This window comes from Achromobacter spanius (assembly GCF_002812705.1).
Lineage (GTDB): Bacteria > Pseudomonadota > Gammaproteobacteria > Burkholderiales > Burkholderiaceae_B > Achromobacter > Achromobacter spanius.
This window is the reverse complement of sequence record NZ_CP025030.1, coordinates 3883153-3902819: the sequence shown is the minus strand read 5'-3', so window position 1 is coordinate 3902819 and position 19667 is coordinate 3883153. Positions and strand designations below refer to the sequence as shown.

At 65.9% G+C, this 19667-nt stretch carries 13 protein-coding genes; 8 read left to right on the top strand and 5 right to left on the bottom strand.

The window, feature by feature from the left end; translation table 11 throughout:
- Nucleotides 1-222: 222 nt before the first annotated feature.
- Nucleotides 223-720: a molybdopterin-guanine dinucleotide biosynthesis protein B gene (mobB, locus tag CVS48_RS17690; RefSeq protein WP_100855566.1), complete on the bottom strand. Its 498-nt coding sequence runs from the start codon at nucleotides 718-720 to the stop codon at nucleotides 223-225.
- A 257-nt stretch (nucleotides 721-977) separates the two neighbouring features.
- Between mobB and CVS48_RS17685 the strand changes: the two genes are divergently transcribed.
- Nucleotides 978-2297: an NnrS family protein gene (locus CVS48_RS17685; RefSeq protein WP_100855565.1), complete on the top strand. Its 1320-nt coding sequence runs from the start codon at nucleotides 978-980 to the stop codon at nucleotides 2295-2297.
- On the opposite strand, the gene CVS48_RS17680 is transcribed toward CVS48_RS17685, so the two are convergent.
- Nucleotides 2294-3235, bottom strand: coding sequence for a molecular chaperone DnaJ (locus CVS48_RS17680; protein ID WP_100855564.1), 942 nt, complete (start codon nucleotides 3233-3235; stop codon nucleotides 2294-2296). The genes CVS48_RS17685 and CVS48_RS17680 overlap by 4 nt on opposite strands.
- A 149-nt stretch (nucleotides 3236-3384) precedes the next feature.
- Between CVS48_RS17680 and CVS48_RS17675 the strand changes: the two genes are divergently transcribed.
- The 3 genes from CVS48_RS17675 to CVS48_RS17665 are packed head-to-tail and all read left to right on the top strand — an operon-like array spanning nucleotide 3385 to nucleotide 10770.
- Nucleotides 3385-4554: an efflux RND transporter periplasmic adaptor subunit gene (locus tag CVS48_RS17675; protein WP_100855563.1), complete on the top strand. Its 1170-nt coding sequence runs from the start codon at nucleotides 3385-3387 to the stop codon at nucleotides 4552-4554.
- Nucleotides 4555-4561: 7 nt separating this feature from the next.
- Nucleotides 4562-7648, top strand: coding sequence for a multidrug efflux RND transporter permease subunit (locus CVS48_RS17670; RefSeq protein WP_100855562.1), 3087 nt, complete (start codon nucleotides 4562-4564; stop codon nucleotides 7646-7648).
- Nucleotides 7645-10770, top strand: a complete 3126-nt coding sequence (locus CVS48_RS17665) for an efflux RND transporter permease subunit (RefSeq protein WP_100855561.1) — start codon at nucleotides 7645-7647, stop codon at nucleotides 10768-10770. The genes CVS48_RS17670 and CVS48_RS17665 overlap by 4 nt, the downstream gene beginning before the upstream one ends.
- Here CVS48_RS17665 and CVS48_RS17660 read toward each other — a convergent pair.
- The gene (locus CVS48_RS17660; protein WP_100855560.1) at nucleotides 10727-11638 is read right to left on the bottom strand and encodes a LysR family transcriptional regulator; all 912 of its coding nucleotides are present in this window, start codon (nucleotides 11636-11638) and stop codon (nucleotides 10727-10729) included. The genes CVS48_RS17665 and CVS48_RS17660 overlap by 44 nt on opposite strands.
- A 146-nt stretch (nucleotides 11639-11784) precedes the next feature.
- Here CVS48_RS17660 and CVS48_RS17655 point away from each other — a divergent pair, with 146 nt between their 5' ends.
- Both CVS48_RS17655 and CVS48_RS17650 read left to right on the top strand, forming a co-directional pair.
- Nucleotides 11785-13197 (top strand): M20 family metallopeptidase, encoded by a 1413-nt coding sequence (locus tag CVS48_RS17655; RefSeq protein WP_100855559.1) that lies wholly within the window; start codon nucleotides 11785-11787, stop codon nucleotides 13195-13197.
- Between the two features lie 41 nt (nucleotides 13198-13238).
- Entirely contained in the window at nucleotides 13239-14219 is a 981-nt protein-coding gene (locus tag CVS48_RS17650; protein ID WP_100855558.1) for a Bug family tripartite tricarboxylate transporter substrate binding protein, read from the top strand.
- Between the two features lie 136 nt (nucleotides 14220-14355).
- Here CVS48_RS17650 and CVS48_RS17645 read toward each other — a convergent pair whose 3' ends face one another.
- Both CVS48_RS17645 and CVS48_RS17640 read right to left on the bottom strand, forming a co-directional pair.
- The gene (locus CVS48_RS17645; protein ID WP_100855557.1) at nucleotides 14356-16743 is read right to left on the bottom strand and encodes a catalase; all 2388 of its coding nucleotides are present in this window, start codon (nucleotides 16741-16743) and stop codon (nucleotides 14356-14358) included.
- Nucleotides 16744-16753: 10 nt separating this feature from the next.
- Complete coding sequence (locus CVS48_RS17640; protein WP_100855556.1) at nucleotides 16754-17368, bottom strand: hypothetical protein; 615 nt, start codon at nucleotides 17366-17368, stop codon at nucleotides 16754-16756.
- Between the two features lie 225 nt (nucleotides 17369-17593).
- Between CVS48_RS17640 and CVS48_RS17635 the strand changes: the two genes are divergently transcribed.
- Both CVS48_RS17635 and CVS48_RS17630 read left to right on the top strand, forming a co-directional pair.
- Entirely contained in the window at nucleotides 17594-19204 is a 1611-nt protein-coding gene (locus CVS48_RS17635) for a PepSY-associated TM helix domain-containing protein (protein ID WP_100855555.1), read from the top strand.
- Nucleotides 19201-19551 (top strand): DUF3325 domain-containing protein, encoded by a 351-nt coding sequence (locus CVS48_RS17630; protein ID WP_100855554.1) that lies wholly within the window; start codon nucleotides 19201-19203, stop codon nucleotides 19549-19551. Before CVS48_RS17635 ends, CVS48_RS17630 begins: the two co-directional genes overlap by 4 nt.
- Nucleotides 19552-19667 lie beyond the last annotated feature (116 nt).

The window sequence follows — 19667 nt, the reverse complement described above, 5'->3', positions numbered from 1 at the left end:
TCGGCAGACATATTCCAGCACGGCGCGACGCGATACCGAAAAGGATTCGGCAAGCGGTACGCTTGAGATCTGATTTAAATAAAAAGTAAAAACCGAAGTTTTATTGTCGTACTAGTATCGGTTTTCGTCTTAGGCCTGATATTTCAACGACGTCATTATTTAATGACGCCACTGTCATTCAGCATAGAAATAAAAGCTGTGTTGACCAAACAGCATGCGCTTTCAGGCCAGTCCAAGCGCGTCACACAGAAAATCCACCACGCGCTCGGGATCATTCAAGGGCAGACAAGGCAAGGCGGTGTCCAACGGCGCATCAGTCACCACCGCCAGAAAGCCGCTGTCTTCCGCATGCAACGGCGGCTTGCCCAGCGCCGGGCGGTACACCTCGATGCGCGCAATCGCCGCATGTTTGAAACCTTCCACCAGCACCAGGTCAGCGGGCGACAAGCGCGCCACTTGTTCTTCCAGCGTCGGCTCGGGTGTGCCGCGCAGTTCGTGCACGATGGCGTAGCGAAACGGCGATGCCACCATCACTTCGTGCGCGCCCGCCAGCCGGAAGCGCGCGCTGTCCTTGCCCGGCGGCTCCATCTGAAAATCGTGGTGGCTGTGCTTGATGACATTGACGCGCAGGCCGCGCGCCGCCAGCAGGGGCAGCATCGCCTCGATCAGGGTCGTCTTGCCGCTGCCGGACCGGCCGGCGATACCAAAAACTGGGCTCATGCATGCTCCGATAACAAGGGACTTTCCGGGACAAAAGCGCATCGGGCAAACGCGCGTCCGCCCGCGGCGAGTATGCCAGCAAAGACTCGGCGTTCTGGGCATTTGCCCGCTTTCGGGAGGCCGCCCCGGGGGCATCCGGGACAGGACTGCCATGCGTTTGCGCTGGATCAAGCGGGGAGCTTGGTCGTCCGCCCGGGTGAGGTTTAATATGCATTTTCAATACATCTTAAAGCCATCTTAGAGCGATCAGCGCCGCCATGCCTCCACTGCCAACCATCGCCCCGTGCCCCCCGGCCCCGCGCCGCCCTCGTCCGCAATGGCGCGCCTTCACTGAAATGGGATTCAGGCCGCTGTACCTGGCGGGCTGCTTCTGGGCGCTGGCGTCCGTATGGCTGTGGGTGCACGCTCCCGCGCGCATCACCGGCGTGTTGGGCGGCGTGTTCTGGCATGCGCACGAAATGCTGTGGGGCTTTGTGGCCACCATTGCAGTGGGCTTTCTGCTGACTGCCGGCGCCAACTGGACCGGCAAGAATCCGCTGCGCGGCAACGCCTTGGCCATGCTTTGTCTGCTTTGGCTGGTGGCGCGCGTGGCGTATCTGGTGCCGGGCCACCCCGCGTTCTTGATCGCCGGCCTGGCCGACACGGGCTTTTTCGTGTGGGGCGCCGCGGCCTTGGCGCGCGTCGTCTGGCTGAGCCGCAATCGGCGCAATGCGGGCGTGCCTGTTTTGCTGCTGGGGTTGGCCGCTACCAACGCGCTGTATCTGTGGGCTGCCGTTCAAGGCGACTACATGGCGCTGATGCGTTACTTCAATGCGGGCCTGCTGTGCATGGCGGTGCTGACGCTCTTGATCGCCCGTCGCGTGCTGCCGTTTTTCGCCCAACGCGCCGTGGCTGGCCTGAACATTCCCGCGCACACGCGCAGCGGCCATTGGCAACTGGCAAGCGGCCTGGCCGCGATTGCCTGCCTGCTGGCCGGCCTGCCGACTCTGGCCGCGGCGGCGCTGGCCGCAACCGGCCTGATCGCGCTGGTGCAATGGGTGTCGTGGAAACCGTGGGCAGTGCGGCGCGTGCCGCTGCTGTGGGTGCTGTATGCGGGGTATTTCGGCTTGGGCGTCGGGCTGCTGGTGGGTGCAGCGTATTTGGCTAGTCCCTTAGCCATGCCCTTGGCCAATCCCTTGGCCATTCCTTTGGTTAATCCGGTAGACAGCCCCTGGCTGGGGATCGTGATCCGGCCCGCCTGGCCCGCCCACGTCATCGGGGTAGCCGGCTTTTCAGTGTTGATTCTGGGCATGGTGACGCGCACCGCGCTGGGTCACCTGGGACGGCCATTGCAGACCGACCGCGCCATGGTCGCCAGTTTTGTCCTGATGATACTGGCGGCGCTGCTGCGGCTGGCCGCCTTGTTGCCCACCGCCGCCTCCACCGGCTTGCTGCATGCCGCCACGCTCGCCTGGGTGCTGGCGCTGGGCTTGTACCTGTGGCGCTTCTTTCCGCTGATGATTCGCCCGCGCGCCGACGCCGCCAAGACGGCAGCGCCGGTCATTCGCGTGGAAGCGGCGGCGCGGACCGGGTCTTAGGCCCGACCTTCCCGGCGCTCAATCGCCGCGACTTCGCGGCGCATTGCCTTGAGCCAGGACTTGAGCGATCCCTCGTCCGCAAACTGCCTCACTTCGTGCTCGAGCTCGCCGATGTATTCCTGGATGTCTTCGATGTCGGCATCCAGTTCTTCCAGCACCGTTTCCGGGTCGAACGACGCGAAGGGGTCCAGGTCGTAACGCAGCTTGAAACCCTCTTCCGCATAGCTGGCCTGGTGCAGCACTTCGTCCAGTTGGGCTTGCAGCGTGGCGTTCGCGGCGGGCAGGCCGCTATCGGCCACCTCGCCCACCGGCCCCAGGTCGGGCGTGCCTTGCTGGCGACGCGCCTGTTCTTCGTCCTGCATCGCCTGCCACGCCGCCGCGTTCGGAGTCGTGTTGCGCAGCGCGGCGCGGGCCAGGGCCAGCAGTTCTTCGGCGTCGTCGTCCTCGAATTGGTCTTGGATGATGCGCAGCAGCTGGGTGGGCGTGAACGTGGACAGATCGGTGTCCGGGTCCAGCTCCAGCGCCTCGATCAGTTCGGCCCTGGCGTCTTCGGTTTCTTCAGCGGCGGCCTCGTCGTAGTCGGCGCCGTTGTGCTTCTTATATAGGGTCTTCAGGCGCTCGGCATCGCAACCGGCCGGCAGCTCGCCCTTGGCGTCCAGCAGCAGCAGTTCCGCCGAAAACTCGGTGATCAGTTCCGACACGAATTCGCGTTCGGCCTTGGACAATCCCATGTTCTTGTGCGCGTGGTCAAAGCACAGCACCAGCTTCATGCGCAGTTCGTGCAGCTTTTTTTCAAGCGGCGCGAGGCCTTCGGCGTACTTGCGCCGGTACTCGTCTTCCACCTCATGCCACTGCTGCAAGCGCGCCTGTTCCGTCTCAAGCCGGGCTTGTAGACGCTCGAATAACTGACGCGGGGTTTCTAGAGAATGCTCGCCCATGACCTGCTCCTTGCAAACCGGCTGATGAAAGTAGCCGCCACTCTAAACCATACGCGCAAACCCCTCTTGAAATTCGAAGTCAATAACGCTAATCATTATTATTAATATAGAATCACCGCTGTCCGCAACACCCCAGATTGGCAGCCCCGATGTCTCTGCCCCCCATTGCGGGCTCTGCCCCCTCACGCAAACGATTGATCCTGACCGCCGCCGCCTTGTTGCTGGCCGTGCTGGTCGGCATCGGTTATTGGCTGGCGGGCGCCAAGGGCCCCAGCACTCCACCGCCGCCTCAGTACGGGCAGATTCCCGTTGCCGTCGCCGTGGCGGCCGCGCGCGTCGGCCCATTGCAACGCGACCTGCATGCCTTGGGCACCATCACGCCGCTGTCCCAGGTGGTGCTGCGCAGCCAGGTCGATGGCGAACTGATGCGCGTGCATTACACCGAGGGCCAGGCCGTGGTGCGTGGCCAACTGCTGGCCGAGATTGACGCCCGCCCGTATCAGACCGCGCTGGCCTCGGCCGAAGGGGAACTGGCACGCACCCAGGCGCTGCTGGACAACGCCCAGGCCGACCTGCAGCGCTACCGCAAGCTGGCGCGGCAGGAATCGGTGGCGGGGCAGCAACTGGACACCGCCGAAGCCCAGGTGCGCGCCTACACCGCGCAGCGCGAACTGAACCGCGCGCGGGTCGCCGATGCCAAGCGCCTGCTTGGCTTGACCCGCATCGTGGCGCCGCAGGATGGCCGCATTGGTTTGCGCCGGGTCGACGCCGGCAACCACGTGCGGGCCGATGACGCCAACGGCTTGACCACGCTGGTGCAGACCACGCCCATATCCGCCCTCTTCAGCATTTCGGAAACGCGGCTGGACGTGCTGCGCCAGGCGCAGGCCAAGACCGCCGTGCTGCGCGTGCAAGCCTGGGACGCCGACGACCGCCGCATCCTGGCCGAAGGCACGCTGGAAGCGCTGGACAACCGCATCCAGACCGGCAGCGGCACCGTGCGCTTGCGCGCCCGCTTCGACAATGCCGATGAATCGCTGTTTCCGAATCAGTTCGTGAACATCCGCCTGGCTGTGGTGCAGCAGGACAACGTCGTCACCATCCCGTCGGCCGCCGTGCAGTACGGGTCGGAAGGCGCGTTTGTCTTCGTCATCGGCGACGACGCCCGCGCCACCCGCCGCGTGCTGCAACTGGGTCCGGCCAACGCCGGCCAGATCGTGGTGGAAGCGGGCCTGGCCCCGGCCGAGCGCGTTGTCGTCGAAGGCGTGGACCGCCTGCATGATGGCCGCAACGTCCAGATCGTAGAACCCCTGACTTGAACCGCGCATGAGCCTGTCACGCCCCTTCATCCTGCGTCCGGTGGCGACGTCCTTCCTGATGATCGCCCTGCTGCTGTCGGGCATCCTGGCGTGGCGCATGCTGCCCGTGGCCGCGCTGCCGCAGGTGGACTACCCCATCATCCAGGTCACCACGCAGTATCCCGGTGCCAGCCCCACCGTGACGGCGCGCGCGGTCACGGCGCCGCTGGAGCGCCGCTTTGGGCAGATACCGGGCTTGAAGCAGATGTCTTCCACCAGCGGCAGTGGCATCTCGGTGATCACCTTGCAGTTTTCGTTGGACGTCTCGCTGGGCGTGGCCGAGCAGGAAGTGCAGGCGGCCATCAGCGCCAGCGGCTCGCTGCTGCCGTCCGACTTGCCCACCCCGCCCGTGTACCGCAAGGTCAACCCGGCCGACGTGCCCATCCTGACGCTGGCGGTGACCTCTGATTCGTTGCCGCTGCCCACGGTGTACGACCTGGTCGACACCCGCATGACGCAGCGCCTGTCGCAGTTGTCCGGCGTGGGCATGGTGAGCCTGGCCGGCGGCCAGCGGCCCGCCGTGCGCGTGCAGGTCAACCCGATGGCGCTGGCCGCGCGCGGACTCCAATTGTCCGACGTGCAGGACGCCATCTCCAAGGCGAACTCGAACCAGCCCAAGGGCAGCTTCGACGGGCCGGTGCGCTCGGTCATCATGGACGCAAACGACCAACTGCAAAGCGCCGACGAATACCGCGAACTGATCGTGGCCTGGAAGAACGGCGCGCCGGTGCGGCTGGGCCAGGTCGCTACCATTGAAGACGGCGCCGAAGACCGCTACCTGGCCGCCTGGGTCGACAAGCAGCCCGCCGTGCTGGTCAACATCCAGCGTCAGCCGGGCGCCAACGTCATTGCGGTGGCGGACCAGGTAAAAGCCCTGCTGCCCCAGTTGACGGCCAGCCTGCCGGCCGCCGCGCAGGTGCGCATCCTGACCGACCGCACCGAAAGCATTCGCGCGTCGGTGCGGGGCGTGCAATGGGAACTGGTGTTCGCCGTGGGGCTGGTGGTGCTGGTCACCTTTCTGTTCCTGCGCAACCTGCCCGCCACGCTGATACCCAGCCTGGCCGTGCCGCTGTCCTTGATCGGCACCTTCGGCTTCATGCACCTGGCGGGCTTTTCCACCAACAACCTGACCTTGATGGCGCTGACCATCGGCGCGGGCTTCGTGGTGGACGACGCCATCGTCATGCTGGAGAACATCGCGCGGTATCGCGAGCAGGGGCACAGCCCGATGGCCGCCGCGCTGAAAGGCGCCGGGCAGATCGGCTTCACGCTTGTGTCGCTGACCTTGTCCTTGATTGCCGTGCTGATCCCGCTGCTGTTCATGGAAGACGTGGTCGGCCGGCTGTTTCGGGAATTCGCCATCACGCTGGCGGTGGCCATCCTGATATCGCTGGCGGTGTCGCTGACGCTTACGCCGATGATGTGCGCGCGCCTGTTGCCCGCACATGTGGCATCCGACAAACCCGGCTTCCTGGACCGCGTTCAGGCGCGCTACGCGGGTTGGCTGGACGTGACGCTGCGCCACCAGCGCCTGACGCTGCTGGTCATGGTGGGCACCGTGGTGTTGACCGGGCTGCTGTACCTGGCCGTGCCCAAGGGCTTCTTTCCGGTGCAGGACGGCGGCGTGCTGCAAGGCGTGACGCAGTCGGCGCAAAGCACCTCGTTCGAGGCCATGTCGCGCCGCCAGCAAGCCGTGGCGGAAAGCCTGCTGGCCGACCCGGACGTGCAAAGCCTGTCGTCCTTCATCGGCATCGACGCCATGAACACCACGCTGAACACGGGGCGTTTGCTGATAAACCTGAAGCCCTGGAGCGAGCGCAGCGCGCCGCTGGCGGACGTGATGGCGCGGCTGGACGAGCGCGCCCGCCAGGTCCACGGCATCTCGCTGTTCTTGCAGCCGGTGCAGGAACTGAACATCGAAGACCGCGTCAGCCGGGGCCAGTATCAATTCACCCTGACCTCGCCCGATAGCGCACTGCTGGCGCAATGGAGCCAGGCGCTGATGCAGCGGCTGGCCCAATCGCCCGCCTTGGCCGAGGTGTCGTCCGACCTGCAAGGCAATGGCCGCCAAGCCTATCTGCAAGTGTCGCGCGACACGGCGGCGCGGCTGGGCGTGACGATGGACGATGTGGTGCAGGCGCTGTACAACGCCTTCGGCCAACGCCAGGTGGCCACGCTGTTCACGCAGTCCAACCAGTACCGCGTGGTGCTGGAAGTGGACCGCAAGCTGGCGCTCAGCCCCGACGCGCTGGAACGTATCCACCTGCAAACCGAAGACGGGCAGGCGATTCCGCTGTCGGCCCTGGCCACGGTCAGCGAACGCGCCGTGCCGCTGGCCATCAATCACCTGTCGCAGTTTCCGGCGGTGAACCTGTCGTTCAACCTGCCGCCCGGCGGGTCCTTGGGCGAGGCCATTGCCGCCATCGACACCGCCAAGGCCGACATCGCCATGCCGCCCAGCGTGGAACTGCGCCTGCAAGGCGCGGCGTCTGCGTTCCAGGCCTCGCTGTCCAACACGCTGTGGCTGATGCTGGCGGCGGTGGTCACGATGTATCTGGTGCTGGGCATGCTGTATGAAAGCGCCATCCATCCCATCACCATTCTGTCGACCCTGCCGTCGGCCACCGTCGGCGCGCTGTTGGCGCTGCTGATCACGGGACGGCCGCTGGACCTGATTGCCGTCATCGGCATCATCCTGCTGATCGGGCTGGTGAAAAAGAACGGCATCATGATGGTGGACTTTGCGCTGGAAGCCGAGCGCTCGCGCGGCCTGGCGCCGCAAGACGCCATCCGTGAAGCCGCGCTGCTGCGCCTGCGGCCCATCTTGATGACCACGCTGGCCGCGCTGTTCGGCGCGCTGCCGCTGATGCTGGCCACGGGCTCGGGCGCCGAACTGCGCCAGCCGCTGGGCTGGGTGATGGTGGGCGGGCTGCTGGTCAGCCAGGTGCTGACGCTGTTCACCACGCCCGCCGTCTATCTGTTCTTTCACAGGCTGGGCCAGCGGCGCGGCGGCGTGGCGAACACGCCGGCAAAGGCTGACGGGCCGCAGCCATGATACGCGCGCTGCTGCATCGCCCCATCGCCTGCATCTTTCTGGCGTTGGCGCTGACCTTGCTGGGCGCGGTGGCGTGGCGGCTGCTGCCCGTTGCCCCCTTGCCGCAGGTGGATTTCCCCACGATTGAAGTGCGCGCCGAACTCCCCGGCGCCAGCCCGGAAAGCATGGCCAGCACTGTGGCCGCGCCGCTTGAGCGCGCCTTGGGCAGCATCGCCGGCGTCAGCGCCATGACCTCGTCCAGCAACCAGGGCGCCACCCGCGTGCAGTTGCAGTTTGAACTGGACCGCGACATCAACGAAGCCGCCCGCGACGTTCAAGCCGCCATCAACGCGTCGCGCGGCGACCTGCCCGCGGGCATGCCGCAAAACCCCAGCTACCGCAAGGTCAACCCGTCACAAGCGCCCATTATGGCGCTGGCGCTCAGTTCGGCCACGCGCCCCGCCGGCCAGCTTTATGACCTGGGATCGACGGTGCTGGCGCAAAAGCTGTCGCAGATCAACGGCGTGGGCGAAGTCACGATGGGCGGCAGCTCGCTGCCCGCCGTGCGCGTGCAGGTCAACCCGAACGCCCTGGCGCACTACGGCGTGGCGCTGGACGATGTGCGCAACGCCATCTCCGATGCCGCGCCCATGCGCCCGCTGGGCCAATTGGATTCGGCTGGCCAGCGCTGGGAAGTGGGCACGCCCGAACAGCCGCGCACCGCCCCGGAATACGGCAGCCTGATCGTGCGCCATGAAGACGGCGCGGTGATCCGCCTGTCGCAAGTGGCGCGCGTCAGCGATTCCGTCGAAAACCGCTACAGCAGCGGTTTTCATAACCAGAACCCCGCCGTAGTGCTGACCATCAGCCGCCAGACCGGCGCAAACATCATTGAAACCATCGGCGCCATCAACGACGCCCTCCCCGGCCTGCGCGCGCTGATGCCCGCCGACGTGGACCTGACCGTGGCGCTGGACCGCTCGCCCGGCATCAACGCCACCCTGCGCGAAGCCCACATCACGCTGGGGCTGGCGACCGGGCTGGTCATCCTGGTGGTCTGGCTGTTCCTGGGCAACGCGCGCGCGGCGGCCATCCCCAGCGTGGCGATTCCGGTGTGCCTGATCGCCACCTTCGCCGTCATGCACGCCTGGGGGTTTTCGCTGAACAACCTGTCGCTGATGGCGCTGATCGTGGCCGCCGGGCTGGTGGTGGATGACGCCATCGTGGTTCTGGAAAACATTTCACGCCACATCGAACGCGGCCTGTCGCCCACCAAGGCCGCGCTGCGCGGCGTGCGCGAAGTGGGCTTCACGCTGGTGGCGATGACGGTGGCGCTGAGCGTGGTCTTCGTGTCCATCCTGTTCATGGGCGGGCTGGTGGAACGCCTGTTCCGCGAGTTCTCCATCACGCTGGTCGCGGCCACGGTGATATCGCTGGTGGTGTCGGTGGCCATCATCCCGGCCTTGTGCGCGCGCTGGTTGAAGCCAGCCGCCCATCCCGACCCCACCGACCCCACCGCAGCCCCGCCGCGCCCTTCCCGCATGCAGGCCGCCTTTGCGCGCGTGCATGATTGGTACGGCAGATCGCTCGCCCGCGTGCTGGGCCATGCGCGCCTGACTTTGGTGCTGCTGGCCGCCGTGGTTGGCCTGAACGTGTATCTGTACATCGACGCGCCCAAGGGCTTTCTGCCGGTGCAAGACACCGGCCAACTGATGGGCTTCGTGCGGGGCGATGACGGCTTTTCGTTCCAGGTGATGCAACCCAAAATCGACCAGTACCGCCAACTGGTGTTGAAGCACCCCGCCGTGCAAGACGTCATCGGCTACAACGGCGGCAACCTGGGCATCAGCAATTCGCTGTTTTTGATCCGGCTAAAACCCGTGGCCGAACGTGGGGAATCGTCCACCGAGGTCATCAACTGGCTGCGCACCAACGCGCCGGCCGTGCCGGGCGGCATGTTCTTCCTGAACGTCGATCAAGACTTGCGCATGCCCGGCGGCTTCGGCAATTCCGGCGACCACGAACTGGCCATCATGGCCAGCGACGTGCCCACGCTGCGGCAATGGTCACGCAAGATCTCCAAGGCCATGCAGGAAATCCCCGAACTGCGCGACGTGGATGCCGAAGGCGACGGCGCCACGCAGCAGGTCGTGATCAACATCGACCGCAGCGCGGCGCAACGGCTGGGCGTGGACATGAATACGATCAGCAGCGTCTTGAGCAATTCATTCAGCCAACGGCAGGTGGCGACGATGTACGACGCCATGAACCAGTACCGCGTGGTGCTGGAGCTGGACCCGCGCTACACCGAAGACCCCGAAGTGCTGGAACAGGTGCAGGTGGTGGCGGCCGACGGCACCCGCATTCCGCTGACCGCCTTCGCCACGTATGAAAACGGCCTGGTCAACGACCGCGTCTTCCACGATGGCCTGTTCGCGGCCGTGGGCGTGGGCTTTTCGCTGGCGCCCGGCGTGTCGCTGGAACAGGGCCTGGCCGCCATCGACGCCACGCTGGCCAGCTTGATGGTGCCGTCCACCATCCAGACGCGCCTGGGCGGCGACGCCCGCAATTTCCAGCAAAGCCTGCAAGACCAACCCTGGCTGATCCTGGCCGTGCTGATTGCCATCTACCTGGTGCTGGGCATTCTGTACGAAAGCCCGTTGCACCCGCTGACCATCCTGTCCACCCTGCCGTCTGCCGGCGTGGGCGCGCTGCTGGCCTTGCGCCTCGCCAACATCGAATTCACGCTGATCGCGCTGCTGGGCCTTTTCCTGCTGGTGGGCATCGTGATGAAGAACGCCATCCTGATGATCGACTTCGCCCTCAGCCTGGAACGCCGCGAAGGCCTGCCCCCCGAACAAGCCATCCACCGCGCCGCCATGCTGCGCCTGCGCCCCATCGTCATGACCAACCTGGCCGGCCTGCTGGGCGCGCTGCCCCTGGTGCTGGGCATGGGCGAAGGCTCGGAACTGCGCCGCCCCCTGGGCATCGCCATCGTGGGGGGCCTGATGATCAGCCAGTTCTTGACGCTGTATACGACGCCGATTGTTTATTTGGCGCTGGAAAGGCTGCGGTTGAAGGTGGGGGGTGTGGGGCGCGCTACTCCGGCCACCTCGGCGCAGCCGTCAAACGATCAGCCATGAACGCCAAAAACTCCCGCGCCAGCAGCGGCAGGGTTCTGCCCTGCAAGGTCAGTACCTGGATGCTTCGCTGCCGCATTTCCGGATTGCTGAACGGCACCGCCGCAAGCTCGCCTTCGACACCCAGTTGCCCCATCAGCGTCAGGTAGCCGGACAGGGCAACGATCTGGCTGCCCGGCAGCATGGGCAGGAACGCGGCGGAATGGTTCGAGACGTAGGCGGGTTCGATGTGCAGGCCGGCGTTGGCGCAGGCGGCGTCGAACAGTTGCCGCACCGTGGTGCCCTGGTCGCCCAGTGACAGCGGAAAATTCACCAGGTCGCGCATGCTGACGCTGCGGCGGCCGGCCAGCGGGTGCTTGCGGCACATCACGGCGTAGACGGGTGCGCGGGTCAGCAATTCTGTTTTCAGGCGGTCGTCCTGCGCGGTGGTGTAGCGCAGGGCCATCTGCGCCAGGCCTTCCAGAATATGCCGGCTGACCTCTTCCGGGCGTTCCACGTGCAGATGGAAGCGTGCCTCGGGCCGCATGTGTTTGAACTCGGCCATGCAAAGCGGCAGGAAGTGATGCGCGAAGCCTTCGGTGCACGCCAGCCGAATCGTGACGTCGCCCACGTGGCTGCGCTGGCGGATTTCGGTGGTGACGCGCTCGGCCTCCAGGGCCGCGGCGTTGGCATAGGCGGCAAGCTGGCGTCCGGCTTCGCTCAGCTCCATGCCGCGCGCCTGGCGTTCGAACAGCGCAATGCCCAGCCCGTCTTCCAGTTTGGCGATCTGGCGGCTGACTGCGGAGGCAGCCACATGCTGCGCCGCCGCCGCGCCCGCGATCGAGCCGCAGCGCGCCACCTCCAGAAAATACCGTAGACCCAGTGAAATCATGTTGCCTTCCCGTCATGCAATTCCATCATGCGATTCCAAAGCATGCCAAAAAGGCAATGCAAAGGTGCTAATTATCTAATTGTGGCATGTACCGATGCGTAATAACTTTGTGCCTTCTTTTGCATCCTTGCGTCTCGAGAGCCGCCGTGAACCGCGAACAAGCCGTCCTGCAAGCCGTCGAAGCCTTCGACAATGGCACCCTTGAATCCACGCTGGCGCGCCGCGTCGCCTACGCCACGGAAAGCGAGGTGCCGGACCAGGCGCCCACCCAGCACGCCTACCTGAATCAGGACTTGATTCCGACGCTGACCGAGTTGGGCTTCACCTGTGAGGTGCACGCCAACCCCGCCGGCGTCGACCTGCCCATTCTGGTGGCGCGCCGCGTGGAACAGCCGGGGCTGCCGACCGTGCTGATGTATGGGCATGGCGACGTGGTGCGCGGCAATGCCGCCAAATGGGAAGCCGGGCGCGACCCGTGGCGCCTGCAAGTGGACGGCGACCGCTGGTATGGACGCGGCACCGCCGACAACAAGGGTCAGCATTCCATCAACCTGGAAGCGTTGCGGCACGTGATCGCCGCACGCGGCGGCAAGCTGGGCTTTAACGCCACCTGGCTGATCGAGACCGGCGAGGAAGCCGGGTCGCCCGGCTTGGCCGCGTTCTGCGATGCGCAGCGCGATGCCTTGGCCGCCGACGTCTTCATTGCCAGCGACGGCCCGCGCCTGCGTGCGGCGCGCCCCACCCTGTTCATGGGCTCGCGCGGCGCGGTGAACTTTGAACTGTCCTTACGCGCACGCGAACGCGGCTATCACTCGGGCAACTGGGGCGGCTTGCTGGCCAACCCGGCCATCGTGCTGATGCACGCCATCGGTACGATGGTGGACGCGCAAGGCCGCATCACCGTGCCGGGCTTGCGTCCGCCTCCCATCCCCGCCGCCGTGGCCGCCGCCTTGGCCGACCTGGACGTGGGCGGTGGCGAAGACGACCCCGAAATCAACCATTGGTGGGGCGAACCCGGCCTGTCCGCGCCTGAAAAAGTGTTTGGCTGGAACAGCCTGGACGTGCTGACCTTTGGCGCGGGCGACCCCGCCAAGCCGGTCAACGCGATTCCGCCAGAGGCCGTGGCGTGGTGCCAACTGCGTTTTGTGGTCGGCACCGATTGGCGCGCGCTGGAAACCCATGTGCGCGAACACCTGCGCCAAGGCGGGTTTGAAGCCGTGCAAGTGCGCATCGGCATGCAGGGCGGCGCAACCCGTCTATCGCCCGACAACGCCTGGGTGCGCTGGGCCGCCGCGTCGCTGGAACGCACCACCGGCAAGCGCCCCGCGCTGCTGCCGAACCTGGGTGGCTCGCTACCCAATGAAATTTTTGCCGACCTGCTGGGCCTGCCCACGCTGTGGGTGCCGCATTCCTACCCCGCCTGCGCGCAGCATGCGCCCAACGAACATCTGCTGGGCAGCGTGGCGCGCGAAGGGCTGGCCATCATGGCGGGTTTGTACTGGGACCTGGGCGATCAAGGCCAAAGCCTGTGCCAGATCGCGGCCGCCACGGCGGCGTGACCGCATTCCGATTTTTTTTCTGACTGACCGAGAGCGTTGCAATGACCGCTAGATTTTGTGCCGCCGTGATGGCGTTCAACCTTGCCGTCGCCGCCTATGCGGGCGAGGCCCACGCCGCCTATCCCGAGCAGGCGATCAAGATCGTCGTGCCGTTCACGCCCGGCGGCGCCACCGATGCGGTGGCGCGGCTCTTGGCCAACAAGCTGTCGGGCAGCCTGGGCCAGTCGGTCATTGTCGAGAACCGCCCCGGCGCGTCCACGGTGATCGGCGCCGACGCGGTGGCACGCGCGCAACCCGACGGCTACACCTTGCTGCTATCGGGCAGCACCACGTACACGGTGCTGCCGGCGCTGAAACCGTCGTTGCCCTACGACCCGTTGCGTAGCTTCGAACACATCGGCATCGTCGCCATGGCGCCGGTGGTGCTGCTGGCGCAGAACGGGTTGGCGGCCAACACGGTGCAGGAAGCCGCGGCACTTGCCAAACAGCAAAGCAGCAAGGGCGGGCTGATGTACGGCACCTTTGGGCCGGGCTCCGCACCGCATCTGGCCGGAGAAATGTTCGCCGAGGCCGCCGGCGCGAAGATGATGCCCGTGCCGTACAAGGGCAGCGCGCAGTTGATCACCGCGATGATCGGCGGCGAAGTGTCCCTGGGCGTGGATACCGTGTCGTCCGCCGCGCCGCAGGTGCGCGCGGGCAAGGTGCGCGCGCTGGCCGTCACCGGCGAGCACCGCATGCCGCAGTTGCCGGACGTGCCCACCTTCGCGGAAGCCGGCATTCCCCAGGTGTCGTTCGTGGGCTGGTACGCGCTGGCCGCCCCCGCGCGCACGCCCGCGCCGGTCATCGATACGCTGAACCGCGCGGTGGAAAAAATCATGCAGGACCCGCAAGTGCGCAAGGCGGTGTCGGACCTGGCGCTGGAACCCGTGTATTTGCCGGGCCAGGCGCTCAAGGACCAGATCGCGAAAGAAGTGAAAACGTTTGGCGACGTGGCCAAGCGGGCCGACATCAAGCTGGAATAGTAGGCGGGTATACAGCGGGGGTAAGCGGCGAAAAAGGCGCAGAAAAGCAGCGCGTCAAAACCGCCCCCCAAAAAAAACGCTTGGCCCCAGCGCGTTACAAACGTCCGGGGCCAAGCGCGTTTTACGTCAGACTGCCTTACACCATCGGCGGCATCGTTTCCCGCTCAGGGTGCCGATGCATGGCCAGCGCCTGGATGAACGCCGCCGCGCTTTTTGCCGGCGCGCCGCCGCCCATCAACAGGCCGCTGTCCGCCTCGTTGGGCGCAATGCCGGCCGACCCGAACAACTGCCCTCCCCGGCCCAAACCCAGCAAGGTCTTGCCGTGCCGGAACGCATCGCGCAAGAACTCCAGCGCGCGGCCATCCGCCTGCAAGCGCGTCACCGCGCCTTCGCCGCCCGGCACCACCGCGCCGTCGAACAGCCCGGACGGATGATTGTCCAGCGATGCATCGGCGTCGAACATGCCGCCGCCTTCGGCCTGCACGGGGCCAATGCGTTGGCCCACCAAGCGCACCACCACGCCCGCCTGGATCAGCGCATCGGCCACCGCCGTCACGGCCGCGCCGTCCACGCCTTCTGCGACCAGGATGGCGACCTTGCGCGTGGCCACGCCGCCATCGCCCGGCCTGGCAGTCAGGGACAACGCGGGTGACACCTCGACTTCCGGCTTGGGCGGTTGCGCCGCCGCGCGCGGCATCGGTTCGGGCAAGACCATGCCCAACAGGTCGGCCACGCCCTGCGCCAGTTCGTCAGACACGTTGCGCAGCGACGCCACCATGCGTTGGCGGATGGCGGGCACCGTCACCTTGCTCAGCTCAAACGAGAAGGCGTGAATGATGTGCTGCTTTTCCCAATCAGTCTGGCTGTTGTAGAACAGCGCGGCCTGGTTGTAGTGCTCGGCGAACTTCTCGGGGTGCCCGCGCAATTCATCGCCCGCGATCGGCTCGGGGAACGGCACAAAGCCCTGCATGCCCGCCTGGAACGGACACCCGCCTGCCAGCGAATTCGGTTCGTAGGCCACGCGGCCCCGATGGATGGCCTGGCGATGCATGCCATCGCGCTGGTTGTTATGGACCGGCGCCACCGGCGCGTTGATGGGAATTTCATGGAAATTGGGGCCGCCCAAGCGCGAGATTTGCGTGTCCACATACGAATGGATGCGGCCGGCCAACAGCGGGTCGTTCGTGAAATCGATGCCCGGCACCACGTGCGCCGTACAGAAGGCCACCTGCTCGGTTTCCGCGAAGAAGTTGTCGGGATTGCGGTCCAGCACCATGCGGCCGATGGGGGTGATGGGCACCAGTTCCTCGGGCACGATCTTGGTGGCGTCCAGCACGTCGAAGCTGTAGCGCTCGGCGTCTTCCTCGGTGAAGATCTGCACACCCAGTTCCCATTCCGGGCCGTGGCCCGCGTCAATGGCTTCCCACAGATCGCGGCGGTGGAAGTCGGGGTCGGCCCCCGATACCTTGACGGCTTCGTCCCATACCTGCGAATGCGTGCCCAGCACCGGGTTCCAGTGGAACTTCACCAGGCGCGACTCCCCGCTGGCATTGACGAAGCGGAAGGTATGCACGCCAAAGCCTTGCATCATCCGATAGCTGCGCGGAATGCCCCGGTCGGACATCACCCACATCAGCATGTGGGTGGACTCCGGCATCAAGGACACAAAGTCCCAGAACGTGTCGTGGGCCGACGCGGCCTGCGGCATGCCATGGTGCGGTTCAGGCTTTACCGCGTGCACCAGGTCCGGAAATTTCATCGCGTCCTGGATGAAGAAGACAGGCATGTTGTTGCCGACCAGATCCCAGTTGCCTTCGTCGGTATAGAACTTGACGGCAAAACCGCGCACGTCGCGCGCGGTGTCCTTGGACCCCCGCTCGCCCGCCACCGTGGAAAAGCGCACGAACACCGGCGTGCGCTTGCCTTGTTCTGCAAACAGGGACGCGGCGGTCAGGTCGGTCAAGGGCTTGTAGCACTCGAAGTAACCGTGGGCGGCCGAGCCGCGCGCGTGCACGATGCGCTCGGGAATGCGCTCGTGATCGAAGTGGGTAATTTTTTCGCGCAGGATGAAGTCTTTCAGCAGCGCCGGCCCGCGCAGACCGGCCTTGAGCGAATGCTGGTTGTCTGCAACCGGCACGCCCTGGTTAGTCGTCAACTGCTGGCCGCTGCCGTCCGAACGCACCCGTGACAGGCGCCCGTGCACCTCGTTGACCCCCGGCGCGGCGGCGTCGCCGGTCTTGGCGGTGGATTCGGATTCCGACAAGGAACTTGCGCCCACGGAGGGGTCCGGCGGCGTCGTCTGCGCGCCGGTGTAAGGACAGCGCGCGGCCTGTTCACCATATTCGGCGGCCTTGTTGGCGTTGTGGGGCATGGACGCAGCCGTGGCGCCCACGGCGGCCGCGCGCTTTAGCGCGGGCTCGGTCGGCTTGCCAGCGGGACCGGCGGCCGGGCCGCTGTCGGTGTTCATGTATGCAGTGGGCAATGCGCCAGCGGCGCCCTTGGCTGCGGGTTTCTTGCTTGCCATTGAATCTCTCCTAGTGTTTCAGCATTTCGCCGCGCGCCTGCTCGGCCCGCGAGGCGCCGATGGCGGTTTTCACTTGTTTGACTTCTTCAGGCGGGGGCAGCACCGCGGGCAAGCCCAGCGACTCCACCCACAGCTCGCGCGACCACCCTTGCGTGTGATACAGGTGGTGGTCTTCGTCCTGCGCCACCGCGTCGTGGGCCTGTTTCAGAATCGCGGCTTCCTTGCCGGAATGCTGCTCGGCCAGCAGCCCGATCAGCGACCAGTTGGCGTGGTCCTTGGTTTCGGCCAGCACCACGCATTCGGTCGCCACCAACTGCGCGGCATCGGCATCGCCCGCGCTGACGGCCATCTTCATGGCCTTCACCATCGAATCGCCAAGATGGCGCACCACCTCGCGCCCCGGCGTCTGCTTGGCGGGGTCAAGTCCCAGTTGTTCAAACACGGTCAAAAGCACACGATGATGCGTGCGCGTTTCTTCCAGGTATTCCTTCCATTCCTTTTTCAGGTCTTCGTTGACGGCACAGGACACGGCGGTCTCGTACACGGCCAAGCCGCCGATTTCAGTCTCCAGCGCCTGGTACAGCAATTCGTTGATTTGTTTGGCGTTTGCCGCTTTGCGTTTCATCAGGGGCTCCTTGTTTACGGGGTCGGTTCGCCGGTTGCGCCCTACGTTCGCAAACCCGGCGGCATGACGCGCAGCTTCAGCAAGCGCCATGCCCACCCACCCGCCGACAACGCCCCTAATTCGCTTAAACTCGGAACCATTCTCAATTAACAAAAATTGCCCGCCCGTTCACCGCGGCAATCCCACAACAAGAGGCTCGCTCTGAAATCCGGTTTCCGCCTATCCATGGCCTGGTTGCACACCTGGGTCGGCCTGTGGTTTTCGTGGCTGCTGTACACGGTGTTCCTGACCGGTTCGCTTGCCCTCTTCGCCGAACCCATCACCCACTGGATGACGCCCGAGCACCACGCGGCCGAGGCGGCGGCGGCGGCGCAGGAAGGCGCGCCCGTGGACCGCGCCCGCCGTCTGGACCTGGCCGTGGACTACATGGCGCGCCATCACCCGGGCGCGGGCATGTGGGAGATCTGGCCCGTTAACCGGCATCACGACAATGGCTTGTCGGTCTACTGGTTCGACAAGAACGGCATGTACGCCGACGCGGAACTGGACCCCGACACGGGCGCCGAACTTGACGATCATCATGACGAAGCAGGCCGCGCCACCATGGGCGGCACGCACTTCGTGAACTTCCACTACATGCTTCACGAAAGCCGTTTCGGCGTGTGGATCGTGGCGTTCGCCACCATGGCGATGCTGGTCGCGCTGATCTCGGGCGTGGTCACGCACAAGCGCATCTTCAAGGACTTCTTCACCTTCCGCGCCAAGAAAGGCCAGCGTTCGTGGCTGGACGCGCACAACGCCGTGGCGGTGCTGACGCTGCCCTTCCAGTTCATGATTGCCTACACCGGCATCGTGATTTCCAGCGCGCAACTGATGCCCGCCCCGGTCGTGGCGCAGTACGGCGCCGGCATGGAAGCCACCCGCCTGTACCTGGCCGAAATGCAGGGGGAAGAAAAGCCCGTGCGCACCGGCCAGCCGCTGGCCATGCCGCCGCTGGAACCGCTGGTGGCCCGCGCCGAAGCCATGATCGGCCAAAGCGCGCGCGCCATCGTCATCCAGAACCCGGAAGACAGTTCCATGCGCATTGCGGTCTACGGCTGGAACGAAGCCAGCGACGCCTTGCACAACATCAGCGCCACCACCGGCATGGCCGAATTCTCGGCGGCCACGGGCGACCTGTTGCGCATGCGCCCGGCGGGCGGCGTCAACGGCGGCGCGCCGGCACTCACGCGCCAGGTGATGGGTGACCTGCACATGGCGCCGTTTGGCGGGCTGGCCGTGAAGTGGCTGTACTTCCTGTGTGGCTTGGCCGGGGCCGCCATGATGGGCACGGGCGCCGTGCTGTTCATGGTGAAGCGGCGCGCCAAGCTGGGCAACGAATTCGGCGCGGCCACCGCGCGCATGTACCGCCTGTTCGAAGGCCTGAACGTGGCGGCGCTGGCCGGTCTGGCGGTGGCTTGCATCGGCTACTTCTGGGCCAACCGCCTGCTGCCCGTCGCGCTGGAAAACCGTGCGTTGTGGGAACTGCGCTGCTTTTTCGGGCTGTGGGCGCTGATGCTTGCGCATGCCTGGCTGTGTCGTCCCCGGCTTGCGTGGATCACGCAGCTAGGCTTGCTGGCGGCGCTGTGCCTGCTGTTGCCGGTGCTGTCGTTCTTCACATTGGGCGACCACACCGCGGCGCAGATGGCGCGCGGCGACTGGGAAAGCGCGGGCGTCGAACTCACCGCCGTGGCCGTTGGCGTACTATCCGCGTGGGCGGCCATCCGTATGTGGAAGAAGCCCCAGTCCGCGCCCGCCCAGCGCACCCCCCGCGCGACGCAAAAGGCAGCGGCATGAACCTGAACGACGTATTCGCCATTGCAGTGGCTTTGCTGCTGACCTACTCGGGCATGGCCTGCCTGAGCCTGGCCATGCCGCGCCATTACGAGCAGGTGTGGGATCGCGACCCATCGGCCGGTCACACGCGCGTGCTGCGCGGCGCGGGCGTGCTGCTGCTGGCGCTGGCCTTGCTGCCTTGCGTGGGCCTGTGGGGCAATACGGTAGGCGTGGTGGCGTGGCTGGGCTGGCTGTCGGCGGGCGCATTGCTATGGGTCGGCATGCTGTCGTGGGCGCCCCGTCCGGCCGCACGCGCCGCCGCGTTCGCCGTGGCCATTTCCTTGGCGGGCATCGGCATCGGCTTCTGACGCCAGGCCAAAGCCGCATTGCGATTTGCCCCTTCGTTTTTCCTTGTTTGACCCGCATCAAGCCAGGCTGACATCGCCTTCCACGGGCAGTCACTCACACCATATGTAGTGATAGA